This window comes from Bradyrhizobium sp. USDA 4541, from assembly GCF_024171085.1.
Taxonomy (GTDB): domain Bacteria; phylum Pseudomonadota; class Alphaproteobacteria; order Rhizobiales; family Xanthobacteraceae; genus Bradyrhizobium; species Bradyrhizobium australafricanum.
On record NZ_JALJZF010000001.1, the window covers coordinates 689,893 to 702,764 of the forward strand.

General features: G+C 64.7%; 13 protein-coding genes. 3 read left to right on the forward strand and 10 right to left on the reverse strand.

All coding sequences use genetic code 11. The annotated features are described in order from the left end of the window. Window positions 1-177: 177 nt before the first annotated feature. Complete coding sequence (locus J2R80_RS03320; protein WP_141342403.1) at window positions 178-573, forward strand: endonuclease domain-containing protein; 396 nt, start codon at window positions 178-180, stop codon at window positions 571-573. Window positions 574-698: 125 nt separating this feature from the next. Here the strand turns inward: J2R80_RS03320 and J2R80_RS03325 are convergent, their stop codons facing one another. The 9 genes from J2R80_RS03325 to J2R80_RS03365 form a co-directional block, all read right to left on the reverse strand. Next, window positions 699-1,847 (reverse strand): ABC transporter substrate-binding protein, encoded by a 1,149-nt coding sequence (locus J2R80_RS03325; protein ID WP_076832497.1) that lies wholly within the window; start codon window positions 1,845-1,847, stop codon window positions 699-701. 146 nt (window positions 1,848-1,993) lie between these two features. Beyond that, a complete protein-coding gene (locus tag J2R80_RS03330; RefSeq protein ID WP_057016002.1) occupies window positions 1,994-2,413 on the reverse strand; it encodes a thioesterase family protein in 420 nt (139 codons plus the stop codon). 62 nt (window positions 2,414-2,475) lie between these two features. Then, entirely contained in the window at window positions 2,476-3,237 is a 762-nt protein-coding gene (locus J2R80_RS03335; protein WP_057016001.1) for an SDR family NAD(P)-dependent oxidoreductase, read from the reverse strand. Window positions 3,238-3,257: 20 nt separating this feature from the next. Continuing rightward, window positions 3,258-5,129, reverse strand: a complete 1,872-nt coding sequence (locus J2R80_RS03340) for a feruloyl-CoA synthase (protein ID WP_076832499.1) — start codon at window positions 5,127-5,129, stop codon at window positions 3,258-3,260. Beyond that, complete coding sequence (locus J2R80_RS03345; protein ID WP_076832502.1) at window positions 5,126-5,920, reverse strand: crotonase/enoyl-CoA hydratase family protein; 795 nt, start codon at window positions 5,918-5,920, stop codon at window positions 5,126-5,128. Before J2R80_RS03345 ends, J2R80_RS03340 begins: the two co-directional genes overlap by 4 nt. Before the next feature lie 331 nt (window positions 5,921-6,251). Next, window positions 6,252-6,713, reverse strand: coding sequence for a DUF3237 domain-containing protein (locus J2R80_RS03350; protein ID WP_076832505.1), 462 nt, complete (start codon window positions 6,711-6,713; stop codon window positions 6,252-6,254). A gap of 4 nt (window positions 6,714-6,717) precedes the next feature. Beyond that, window positions 6,718-8,034 carry a TRAP transporter large permease gene (locus tag J2R80_RS03355; protein ID WP_057015997.1) on the reverse strand — a complete coding sequence of 439 codons (1,317 nt, stop codon included), beginning with the start codon at window positions 8,032-8,034 and terminating at the stop codon, window positions 6,718-6,720. A 6-nt stretch (window positions 8,035-8,040) separates the two neighbouring features. Then, window positions 8,041-8,607 (reverse strand): TRAP transporter small permease, encoded by a 567-nt coding sequence (locus J2R80_RS03360; RefSeq protein WP_057015996.1) that lies wholly within the window; start codon window positions 8,605-8,607, stop codon window positions 8,041-8,043. A gap of 172 nt (window positions 8,608-8,779) precedes the next feature. Further along, a complete protein-coding gene (locus tag J2R80_RS03365) occupies window positions 8,780-9,802 on the reverse strand; it encodes a TRAP transporter substrate-binding protein (protein WP_076832508.1) in 1,023 nt (340 codons plus the stop codon). A gap of 268 nt (window positions 9,803-10,070) precedes the next feature. Here J2R80_RS03365 and pobA point away from each other — a divergent pair, with 268 nt between their 5' ends. Both pobA and J2R80_RS03375 read left to right on the forward strand, forming a co-directional pair. Beyond that, window positions 10,071-11,240, forward strand: coding sequence for a 4-hydroxybenzoate 3-monooxygenase (gene pobA, locus J2R80_RS03370; RefSeq protein ID WP_057015994.1), 1,170 nt, complete (start codon window positions 10,071-10,073; stop codon window positions 11,238-11,240). A gap of 265 nt (window positions 11,241-11,505) precedes the next feature. Further along, window positions 11,506-11,961, forward strand: coding sequence for a PaaI family thioesterase (locus J2R80_RS03375; protein WP_076832511.1), 456 nt, complete (start codon window positions 11,506-11,508; stop codon window positions 11,959-11,961). Here J2R80_RS03375 and J2R80_RS03380 read toward each other — a convergent pair. Beyond that, window positions 11,958-12,851, reverse strand: a complete 894-nt coding sequence (locus tag J2R80_RS03380; RefSeq protein ID WP_076832514.1) for a LysR family transcriptional regulator — start codon at window positions 12,849-12,851, stop codon at window positions 11,958-11,960. The two genes, J2R80_RS03375 and J2R80_RS03380, sit on opposite strands and share 4 nt — an antisense overlap. Between the last annotated feature and the right edge of the window lie 21 nt (window positions 12,852-12,872).

Here is a 12,872-nt window from a genome sequence, read left to right on the forward strand (position 1 = left end):
TACATGCGCGGCGATCCTCCCCCTCCAGGGAAGGATGAAGGCAGGTGCGCCTTCCGGGAAATGATTTCTGACCGCGCTTGCATTCGCGCAAGGATTGCGCTCCACTTCACCCTCCCCTGGAGGGGGAGGGTCGATTGCGCGCGCGAAGCGCAGCATCGCGGGTGCGATCGGGGTGGGGTGAAGCCACACAAATGGTCTCAACATCAATCCGCAGAGCTGCGCGCCAACACGACGCCGCATGAACGAATCCTGTGGCGCGCGCTGAGAGAGCTGCCAACGGACGGAACGCATTTTCGAAGGCAGGCACCGATTGGCCCTTACGTCGTCGATTTCTTCTGCCCGGCCAAGCGACTCATCGTCGAGTCGGACGGTGGACACCACAACGACGATGAAGTGGCGAAGCGCGATCGTGCGCGACAAGAGTGGCTGGAGCGGGAAGGATATCGCGTCGTCAGGTTCTGGAATTCGGAGGTCAGTGAGGATTTGAATGCCGTGCTCGAACGGATCTATGTCGAGCTCTATGGCGCTCGCGAAGCGGAAGCTGTGCCGCTGAAGCACTACCGACGGCGATAGACCACCACCCCACCCCGCTTCACATCGCTACTTGCGATGCGAAGCGACCCTCCCCCTCCAGGGGAGGGTAAGAAAAAGCCGGCCCCATCGGGACCGGCTTCTTCGTTTCAGAGATTGCGTCCAGCTCACATCGCCGGGACGTATTTGCCGTCCTTGACCGTCAGCAGGATGCGCGAACGGTCGTCGAGGCCGTAGCGATCCTTTTCGGTCCAGTTGTAGACGCCCTGGGTCGCGACGATCTCCTTCTCGGAGATGAAGGCCTTGCGGATCGCCTCGCGGAATTCCGGCGTGCCGGGCTTGGCGGTCTTCAGCGCCACCGGGATGATGCGCTTCATCACCTCGAAGGCATCGTACGAGTGGCCGGCGAACTGGCTGCGGCTGTTGGCGCCGTACTTGGCTTCATAGGCCGTGTTCAGCGCGAGGCCGGGCTTCTTGGTCAGCGCGCTGTCGGGCTGGGTTTCCGGCGACATGATCGGGCCGGCCGACATGATGACGCCTTCCGCGGCCGCACCGGCGATGCGGATGAAGTCCATGCTGGCGGCGCCGTGGGTCTGGTAGATCAGACCCTTGTAGCCGCGCTCGCGCAGCGCGGTCTGCGGCAGCGCCGCAGCGGTGCCGGAAGCACCGACCAAGATGGCGTCGGGATTGGCGGCGACGAGCTTCAGCACCTGGCCGGCGACCGAGGTATCCGGACGCGCGAAGCGCTCCTCGTCGGTCATGGTCAGGCCCATCGGCACGGCCTGCGCCTTGAAGTCGTTGACCCAGAGATCGCCGTAGGAATCCGAATAGCCGATATAGCCGACGGTCTTGATGTTGTGCGCCTTCATGTGCTCGTAGAGCACCTTGCCCATGATCGGAATCGACTGCGGCAGGTCGACCGACCACTTCATGCGCGCCTCGTTGATCGGGAACGGCGCGAGGCCGAAATGCGGGATGCCGGCCTCGTTGGCGACCGTCGACACCGCGATCGACGGCGGCGTGGTGCAGGAGCCCATGATGATGTCGGCCTTGGACTCGGTGACGAAGCGCCGCGCGTTGGTGGTCGCGGCCGTCGGATCGCCACCGTCGTCGAGCACGATCAGCTTCAGCGGTACGCCGCCGATCTCCTTCGGCACGAAATCGAGCGCATTGCGCTCGGGAATGCCGAGCGCCGCGGCGGGCCCCGTGGTCGAGATCGAGATGCCGATGGTGATTTCATTGGTCTGCGCCAGTGCGGGCGCGCCCGGCAGCGCGATGGCTGCTGCGAGCGCCGCGGCGAGAGTGGCCTTCCTCATTCATTCCTCCCTGCAGTTAAGTTTTTTGGGTTTAAACCGGTTTTGCGGGCCAATTCAGCCCCTTCTTTAGAGCATGATCCGGAAAAGTGGAAACCGGTTTTCCGAGAGGATCATGCTCCGAAAGTCGAGTCATGAGGGGGTGCGAGTCAGCACTTCATGAAGCGGTCAATGATCTCCTGCGGAAACGGCGCCGATTTCAGCTTGGCGGGATCGTCCGGGTGGCGGCCGACCAGCACCCTGGTCTCGAACGCCTCGATCGCCAACGCCTCGTCCTTGAACACGCGGTGCACCACCTCGAAGCTCGAGCGCTTGATGCTCTCGATCCGGCTCTCGATGGTAATCCAGTCGCCATGGGTCGACGGGATGTGAAATTTCGCCCGCGTGTCGACCATGGGAATGCCGACCAGGCCGTATTTGTGGACGAGGTCCTGCTTCGAGCAACCGGCGGCCTCGAACATGATCGAGGTCGAGTCGTCGAACATCGCGAAGTAGCGCGGGTAATAGACGATGTTGGCGGGGTCGCAATCGCCCCACTGGATCTGCACGTCGCGCCGATTGACGAACATGGTTTATCCTCGATCGAGCATGAGCGATCCGGAAGGGCGTTCGTGCTCTTCCGGATCATGCTTCAGCGCGGCGCCATCCGGAGCGCGGCATCGAGCCGCACCACTTCGCCGTTCAGATAGGGGTTGTCGATCATGTGCAGCGCCAGCGAGGCGAACTCGTCGGCCTGGCCGAGCCGGCGCGGGAACGGGATCGCGGCGGCGAGCGAATCCTGCGCTTCCTGCGGCAGGCCGGCCAGCAGGGGCGTCATGAACAGGCCGGGCGCGATGGTCAGAACGCGGATGCCGAATTGCGCGAGCTCGCGCGCGATCGGCAGCGTCATCGCGACGATGCCGCCCTTCGATGCCGAATAGGCCGCCTGCCCGATCTGGCCGTCATAGGCCGCGACCGAGGCCGTTGAGATCACGACGCCGCGCTCGCCGGTTGCGAGCGGCTCGAGCTTGGCCATGTCAGCGGTCGCAAGCCGCAGCATGTTGAACGAGCCGATCAGATTGACCTTGATCACCTTGTCGAAGTCGCCGAGCGCCATCGGCCCCTCGCGACCGATCACGCGTTTTGCCACCCCAATGCCGGCACAGTTCACCAGCACGCGCGCGGGGCCGTGCGCCTTGGCGGCGGCGGCCACCGCGGCCTCGGCCGCCGCAGCATCGGCGACGTCGCAGACGACGGGAATGCCGCCGATCTCCGCCGCGACGCTCTCGGCGAGCTTGGCGTTGAGGTCGCAGACCGCGACCTTGGCGCCCTGCGCGGCGAGACCGCGCGCGGTCGCAGCGCCCAATCCCGATGCGCCGCCGGTGACGATGGCGGCCTGGTCCTTCAACTGCATGGCTTTCTCCTGTTCGAGAACTAGACTGACGTGATCACCGATGCCGGCGGCACCGGCGCATAGAGCGCTTCGATGATGTCCGTGCGATGCTCCAGCACCGCGCGCTGGTTGATCGAGCCCTTGTCGGTGACCTCGCCGCGATCGATCGACAGCGGCGTATCGAGCAGGATCGCGCGCGCGATCCGGTTCGACGAGCCGGTGGCGCCGGCCAGCACGCGCGCGAAGCGCTCGCTGAAGGCCGCCCGCACCAGCGGATCATTGGCCGCGGCCGCGATATCGCCAGAGGCGAGCTGCGGATTGATCAGGCGGCAGCCATCGAGATCGAGGATCACGATCGCGGCGAGCTCGTCGCGGTTGAGCCCCGCGATCACGACGTCGCGCACCAGCGGCGCGCAGTTGCCGACGAAGCGCGCCCGCAACGGGCCGACGCTGACCCAGGTGCCGCTCGCCAGCTTGAAATCCTCTGCGATGCGGCCGTCGAAATCGAACCCGGCATCGAGATCACCAGCGTCGGCGGGCTTCAGCGCGTCGCCAAATTTGTAAAAGCCTTCCTCGTCGAACGCCTTGGCGGTCAGCTCGGGCTGCCGCCAATAGCCCGGGGTCACGTTCGGGCCCTTGGCGCGGACCTCGAGCTTGCCGTTGTTCGGAACGAGCTTCGCGTCATTGCCCGACACCGGAAGCCCGACATGGCCGGAGCGGCTGGTATCCGGGCGCACCGACATGAAGAACGGCGAAGTCTCGGTGGCGCCGAGGCCGGTCAGCATGGGCACGCGATAGCCCTTCTCCTGCACGGCGAGCGCATCGAGGCTGTTCCAGATGAACGGCGACAGCGCGGCGCCCGAGAAGAACATCGCATGCAGTCGGGCGAAGAATTTTGCCCGCAGACCGGCGTCATCGCGCAGATAGGGCAGCAGCGATTCATAGCCCTTGGGCACGTTGAAATAGACCGTCGGCGAGATCTCGCGCAGGTTTCGCACCGTCTCCTCGATGCCGCCGGGCATCGGCTTGCCCTCATCGAGATACATCGAGCCGCCGTTATAGAGCGTCAGCCCGACATTGTGGTTGCCGCCAAAGGTGTGATTCCACGGCAACCAGTCGACGATCACAGGCGGCTCATCCTTGAGGAACGCCAGCGTCTCGCGCAGCATCACCTGGTTGGCACAGATCATGCGCTGGGTATTGATGACGGCCTTGGGATTGCCGGTCGACCCCGACGTCAGCAGAAATTTCGCGATCGTGTTCGGACCGATTGCCGCATGGGTCGCATCGAGGCGCGGGTCTTCCGGCGTCGCCAGGAGACCGGCAAGGCGCGTCACCTCACGGCCGGGCACGGTGCCGCGGCTCGCGGCGATCTCGACATCGGGTCCGATATTGGCACGCAGTGCGTCGGCGAACTTGTCGGCATCGTCGACAAAGATGAGGCCCGGCGTCAGGAGCTTGATGACGAAGCTGAGCTTGCCATAGTCGCGCGACACCAGCGAATAGGCCGGCGACACCGGGCAGAACGGAACGCCGGCATAGAGCGCGCCGAGCCCCATCAGGGCATGATCGATCGAATTGCCCGACAGGATCACGATCGGCCGCTCGGCCGACAATCCGCGCGCGATCAATGCGGAGGCGATGCGCCTGATAGCCTCGAGCAGTTGCGCGTAGGTGATTTGCCGCCAGCCGCCACCGGCGGCGCGCTCGGCCATGAACACGCGGTTCGGCCCGGCCTTTACCCAGTGGTGCAGGCGATCGGTGAGGCGAACCGGAAAATCGGCGAGGCTAAGCTTCGGTCGGAGATAGATGGTGCCGTCGTCGCGGCGCTCGACGGTAACGTCGGGATTACCGAACGAGATCGGGCGCAGCGGATGCGCGCTCGCAGTGTTCGCAGACGGCGCGGCGCTCATGTCGGCTTTACCTTGGCGGTCTTGCGATCAAGAAACGCGCGGATGCGCTTCTTGGCTTCCTTGTCGCTCTGCGCCACCGTCGCCATCAGCGATTCCATCAACAGGCCGGTCTGCGGATTGGCCTCGGCGATCATCGGCAGCGCCTGCAACACGGCGAAGTTGGTCAGCGGCGCATTGGCGGCGACGCGCTCGGCAAGCTCCAGCGCTTTCGGCAGCGCGCCGTCGGCCTCGGTGAGGTATTGCGAGAAGCCGTAGGCGGCGCCCTCGGTCGCCGAATAGACCCGCCCGGTCAGCATCATGTCCGCCATCCTGGGCACGCCGATCAGGCGCGGCAGCCGCACCGATCCGCCGCCGCCGACGAAGATGCCGCGCTGGCCCTCGGGCAGCGCGAAATAGGCCGACGGCTCGGCGACGCGGATATGCGCGGCGCAAGCCAGCTCCAGTCCGCCGCCGATCACCGCGCCCTTCAGTGCGGCGATGACAGGCACGCGGCAATACTGGATGCGGTCGAACACGCGGTGCCACATCTGGGAATGCACCAGGCCCTCGGTGGCGTCGCGCTCGGTCAGTTCGGAGAGGTCGAGGCCGGACGAGAAGTGATCGCCGATGCCATGGATGACGACGGCGCCGACCGCATCCGGTATCGCGGAGAAGCAATCCCGCAGCGCCAGGATGATGCCGTCGTTCAGCGCATTGCGCTTGGCGGGACGGTTCAGCCCGACCGTCAGCACCGTCCCTCGCGTCTCGATCCTGAGCAGCGAAGCGTCTCCCTCGCCGGCAGCGTTTCCCATGGCGTTATTGTTTCCCGTTCAGAATAGTTATGCTTTATAACAATTAGCGGGAGAGTCAATATGGGCGCGGACGGCTGGTGGCCATCGCCCCTTCGAGACGGCCGCTGCGCGGCCTCCTCAGGGTGACGGTGATGGAGTTGATACGCGCGGCTCCCTCCACCCGTCGTCCCTGCGAAAAGCGGGGACCCATAACCACAAACGGTTATTGCTGCGCGACGGCGGAACGACGAGTCCCGTTCACGGCACAGACCGCGGAGTATGGGTCCTGCTTCGCAGGGACGACACCGAATGTGTGGCGGATCCCGGCGGGTGAGACGGCAAGTGTGCGAAGCTACAGCACCTGATGCACGTCGATCACGACGCGGTCGGCGTGGCGGGCGGCGGAGCCGACGAAGATGTGCTGCATCAGCCAGCGGTAGTTTTCGGCGCCGGTTTCGAATTTCGGCACGGTGCGGAAATAGATCAGCTTCGGGTCGACCGGCTCGCCGCGCTTCAGCTTCTGCAACAGCTCGACCGGCCCGAAGCGGATGCCCTTGTTCTCGACATAGACGACGGCGCCGTCGTCGGTCTCGAACGCATATTTCGCCTCCAGCTCGATCAGCTCATTGGGCCGGATGATCTGGAAGTCCGCACCGAACGCCAGCACCTTGCCGTTGACCTTCTCGCCCTTCACCTCGCCGCCGATGATCGGAATGATGCGGCGGACGCCGGTGCCGATGTCGCCGGCGGACGTCACCTCCGCGATCCGGGCGGTGATGGTGAAGACGTATCTGGTCTCAAGCTCGGGATTCATAGGCCTAACCAATCATGCGCTGCGGCAGCCAGGTCGCAAGCAGCGGGAACAGGATCAGGATCACCAGCCGGATCAGGTCGGTGATGACGAACGGCAGCACCCCGACAAAGATCGTCGACATGTTGACGTCCTTGATGACGCTCTTGATCACGAACACGTTCATACCGACCGGCGGATGGATCAGGCCGAGCTCGACCGTCATGACGATGATGATGCCGAACCAGATCGGATCGAAGCCGAGCGCGGTCACCACCGGAAACACGATCGGGACGGTGAGGATCACCATCGCCATCGCGTCCATCAGGCAGCCGAGCACCAGATACATCAGGAGGATCAGCGCCAGCACGCCATAGGGGCCGATGCCAAGCCCGGTGAGGAATTCGGTGACGTGCTGCGGCGTCTGGGTGATGGTGAGGAAATAGCCGAAGCAGAGCGCGCCGATCAGCACCGTGAACACGGCGGCCGCGGTGCGCGTCGCCTGCAGCAGCGATTGCAGGATGCCGTCCCTGGTCAGCTTGCCGCGGAGGATACCGATGATGAAGGCGCCCACCGCGCCGACCGCGCCGGCTTCGGTCGGGACAAAGAAGCCGCCATAGAGCCCGCCGATCACGAACAGGAACAGCAGCAGCGGCGACCAGACGTCGCGCAGCGCAACGAAGCGCTCGTGCCACGACGCCTTCTTTCCCGCCGGCAGGAAAGCGGGCCGCGTCACGCCGATGATGCCGATCGTGATCATATGCATCAGGATCGCGAGCAGGCCCGGCACCACGCCCGCGATGAACAGCTTGCCGATGTCCTGCTGGGTGATGATGCCGTAGACCGCGAGCACGGTGGACGGCGGCAGCATCGCTCCGAGCGTGCCGCCGACCGCGATCACGCCGGCGGCGAAGGATTGCGGATAGCCGAAGCGACGCATCTCGGGATAGGCGACGGCCGAGAAGGTCGCGGCGGTCGCGACCGACGAGCCGGAGATCGCGGCAAAGCCGCCGCAGGCGGCGATCGTCGCAATGCCGAGCCCGCCCTTCCAATGGCCGACGAAGGTGTTGGCGGCGCGGAACAGCTCGCGGCTGATGCCCGAGACGGACACGAAGGCGCCCATCAACAGGAACATCGGGATCACGCCGAAGGAATAATCCGTCACCGTACGCATCGTGGTCTGGCCGACCAGCTTGAGCGCCGGCGCGAAGCCGGTGAGATAGCCAAAGCCGGTGATGCCGACGAGGCCCATCGCCATGCCGACGGGGACACGGAGCAGCATCAGCACGAACAGGCTGACAAAGCCGATGACGGCGACGGTCTCGGGACTGAGGTCGAGACTCATGGCCGTCTACTCCGCGGTCTTGATCTTGGCATCATGGATATCTTCCGGATGGAAGATCAGGCGGTAGGTGCGGATCGCGATCAGCAGCACCGCGGAGACGTCGCCGATCCACGACACCAGGAAGAACGGCCAGACCGGCACGCCGAGATCCATGGTGACGATATGGCTGTTCCTGGTGTCGATCACCTTGTCGACCAGCGTGTAGGTCTGCACGCTCACCACGAACAGCAGCACCAGCGTCGCGAAGATGTCGATCCAGCGCTGGTAGCGCGGCGAGGCATTGGCCCAGACCAGATCCACGGTAATGTGGGTACCGCGATAGCTCGTCGCCGCAATTCCCCAGAAGATCAGGATGCCGAGCAGGAACTGGCCGAAATTGTAGTAGTCGGGGATCGTCACCGCGAAGAATTTGCGCATGAACACCGCGGTGAAGGTGTTGAGCGCGACGACGCCAACGAAGAAGGCCGCGACCCATTCGATCGAATCGATGAAGCGATCCATGAAATTCTTGCGCGCCGGCTCGGGTGGGCCGGTGATCGCGCCGTCTTGGGAAACTTCGGCAGATTGCGTCATGCGTTGCTTCGATGAGCTCCCTCTCCCCCGCTCTTGCGGGGAGAGGGTTGGGGTGAGGGGCTGCTTCCACGAGTCGTGAATGCGGTGAGACCTGTACCCCCTCACCCGGATCGCATCTGGCGATGCGATCCGACCTCTCCCCGCAATCGGGGAGAGGTGAAGGGGAGCGGGATCAGATCCCCGCCTCGAACTTCTTCAGCGTGGCCTGCAGATCGGCATCGATCTTTGCCGCATCGCCGCCGGCCTTTTTCACCGCCTCGGCCCAGCTGTCGCGCAGCGGCTTGACTGCCTTCTTCCACTCGGCGAGCTGATCCGAAGTCAGCGGATAGACCTCGTGGCCTTCCAGCGCCTTCATCTTGGTGCGACCATTGGCTTCGAAATCGGTCCAGGGGTCGGTGACCTTGGAGGCCCATTCCGGCGTGCAGTGATCGTCGATCACCTTCTTCTGGGCAGCCGACATCGAATTATATTTGGCGAGGTTCATGTTGTAGGTGAACACCGTCGAATAGAGCGGCACGTCCATGTGGTACTTCACCACCTTGTCGATGCCGAACAGGAAGATCGAGCCCCAGGGGAAGGTGATCTCGTCGGCCACGCCGCGCTCGATCGCGTCGCGCGATTCCGGCGCGGAGGCCTGCACATTGGTGCCGCCGAACATCTTCACCATCTCGCCGATGGTGCTCTGCGCGGGACGCACCTTGACGCCGGAGAGGTCGCTCGGCAGCACGATCTTCTTCTTGCCGTGCAGCGCGCCCGGATCGTGGATGAAGGCGAAGCACAGCTTGGTGTCCTTCATCTCGGTCGGCGCATATTTGTGATACCACTCGTTCAGCGCCAGCGTGCCCTTCTTGCCGTCGGAGAAGGTGAACGGAAGCTGGCCTGCGGCCGCGATCGGGAAACGGCCGGGCTGATAGCCAGGATTGACATAGGTGACGTCGGCGATGCCGTCGCGCGCCATGTCGTAATGGTCGAACGCCTTGCCGAGTTGCTCGGACGGAAACACGGTGACCTTGATGGTGCCGCCCGATGCCTTCTCGATGTCGGCGGCCCAGGCCTGGGTCGCGGGCACCAGCGGATGCGCCGGCGGCACCCATAGCGACACCTTGAGATTGACGGTCTTGTCCTGCGCGACGGCAGGTCCCGCGGCCGGCACGATGGCGGCGGCCATCAACACCGCCAACATTGTCTTCCTCATCACGTCTCCTCCTCTCCAGGACGGGCTTCGTGCCCGGCTCATTACTTAACATGTTATCTAATTCGCGCGGATATTCAAGATGAAATCCGGCGGGCGGACGCCTCGTCGCACCCTCCGCCCGGTCCCGCGCCACCGCATCTTGCGCTGCGGCGAACGCGCGGGTCCCGCGCAAATCCGCCTTGCCAAAATCGTTATATGATATAGTTGCCTTGGCAAGTTGCCGGCGCGGGCACCGGCTAAAAGCCTATCCGATCGGGAGGACAAGGTATTGCGGACAAAAGTAGCAATCATTGGTGCAGGTCCGGCCGGACTGTTGCTTGGGCAACTACTTCATACTTTCGGCGTAGACAACATCATTCTTGAGCGGCAGACCCCGGACTATGTGCTGGGGCGGATTCGCGCCGGGCTGCTCGAGGAAGGCACCGTGTCGCTGCTCGAGAGCGTCGGCGCCGCTGCCCGGCTGCACCAGGAGGGCCTCGTCCATCACGGTCTCGAACTGGCGTTCGGCGGCGCACGGCACCGCATCGACCTGCATGGTTCGACCGGCAAGACCGTGACCATCTACGGCCAGACCGAGGTCACGCTCGACCTGATGAATGCCCGCAAGGCGGCCGGCCTGACCTCGATCTACTCGGCGGCCGACGTCAAGCCGCTTGATTTCGATACCGATCATCCGCGCGTCAGCTACGTCAAGGACGGCGTCACCCACGAGATCGCCTGCGACTTCATCGCCGGCTGCGACGGCTTCCACGGCATCAGCCGCGCCAGCATGCCGGCGTCGGCGATCACCAGCTACGAACGGGTGTATCCGTTCGGCTGGCTCGGCATCCTCTCGGAGACGCCGCCGGTCTCGCCGGAGCTGATCTACAACAACCACGAGCGCGGCTTTGCGCTGTGCACGATGCGCTCGTCCCACCGCAGCCGCTATTACGTGCAGTGCCCGCTCGACGATCATGTCGACCAATGGTCGGACGAGCGGTTCTGGGATGAATTGAAGCGGCGCCTCGACCAGAAGGCCGCCGACGAGATCGTCACCGGCCCCTCGATCGAAAAGAGCATCGCGCCGCTGCGCAGCTTCGTCGCCGAGCCGATGCGGTTCGGCCGCATGTTTCTGGCGGGCGACGCCTCGCACATCGTGCCGCCGACCGGTGCCAAGGGCCTCAACCTTGCCGCCAGCGACGTGCATTATCTGTCGCAGGCGCTGCGCGAATACTACGACGAGAAATCCTCCGCCGGCATCGATGCCTATTCGGGACGCGCGCTGGCGCGGGTCTGGAAGGCGGTGCGCTTCTCCTGGTGGATGACCTCGATGCTGCACAAATTCCCCGACGAGGGCGAATTCGCCGCGCGCATCCAGATCGCCGAGCTCGACTACCTCGTCAGCTCGAAGGCGGCCTCGACCTCGCTGGCGGAGAATTATGTGGGGCTGCCGTTCTAGATAAGTCGCGGATGCTTTTGTCGAGCAGCATCCTCTTCGCAATCTCCGTCGTCATACCCCGCGCATGCGGGGTATCCAGTACGCCGCGGCTTCTCGATTCATGCGGTGCGGTCTCTGGAATACTGGATCACCCGCTTTCGCGGGTGATGACGAGCCGGGCCGCTTCAAACAGCCGTGCAAATCCCGTTTAAAACTTTGTAGGCGGTGAAACCGTCATCGACATCGCGTTCAATGGCGTCAACCCAACGTCATATGCGAGCTTCAGATGACCACCGATACGCAAGTCGTGCCCGACAATCCCCAAGACGTCCCTCAAGGCTTCGAGCCGCTGTTCCGCAAGAGCCCGCTCACCGAGCCCTGGGAGCCGCTTTACCAGAAGAAGACCGAGCGTGCCGTCATCATCGGCCTGCGGCTGGCGAGGCCGCATACCAACGGCCGCGGCCTGATCCATGGCGGCCTGATCGCAGCCCTTGCCGACAACGCGATGGGCTATAGCTGCGGCCAGGCGACCGGCTGGACCACCTCGTTCGTGACGATCTCGCTCGCGGTCGATTTCGTAGGCTCCGCCAATGTCGGGCAATGGCTCGCGATCGAGAGCGACGTGATCAAGACCGGCAGCACGATCTGCTTCGCGCAGAGCCTGATCAAGGCCGACGGGGTGACCATCGCGCGCGCCAACGGCACCTTCCGCGTGGTGCCGAAGAAGCCGCCGGTGAGCTAGTCGAAATACCAGTCGGTGACCTCGGTCACGAGATCGATGAAGGTCCGCACCTTGGCCGACAACAGCCGCGTCGTCGGATAGACGACGTGGATCGGCACAGCCGGCTGCTCGAACTCGGCGAGCACGATCTGGAGCCGCCGCGCCTTCAGCGATTCGGCCGCCTGGTAGGCCATCACCCGGGTCAGTCCGCCGTCCTGCTCGGCGTACTGGATGGCGGCGTCCGAGCTGTTGCTGGTGAAGCGCGGCGTAGGGGTGATGCGGACTTCGCGGCCATCCTCCATGAAGCGCCAATCCGGCGTCGCGGTCATGGCGCCGAACTGGATCGTGTCGTGGGCGGTGAGGTCCGCCGGCCGGTTCGGCCTGCCGCGAAGCTTGAGATAGCCGGCCGACGCCACCACGATGCGGCGCATCCGGCCGACATGCCGCGCCACCAGCGTCGAATCCGGCAGGTGCCCGAGCCTGACCGCGAGGTCGACGCCGTCCTCGACCAGATTGATCCTGCGGTCCGACAGCCGCAGGTCAACGCCGACGCCGGGATAGCGCTTCAGATAGGTGCTCACCACCGGGCTGACATGGAGCCGCCCGAAGCCGAACGGTGCCGAGATCACCAGCCGCCCCCCGGGGCGGGTGCGCTCGTTCTCCACCGCGTCCTCGGCCTCCTCGACATCGGCGAGGATCCGGCGCGCCCGCTCCAGATAGCGCGAGCCGGCGTCCGTCAGCGTCACCTGCCGCGTGGTCCGCTGCAGCAGCCGCGCGCCGAGCCGCTCCTCCAGCGCCGCGATCAGCCGCGTGATGGCGGACGGCGACAGGCCGAGCTTGCGGGCGGCGGGGGCGAACCCCTCGAGGTCCGCCACCGCGACGAAGGCCTGCATGGCGTCGATCCGGTCCATGGCACTATTGCATAATCGGCA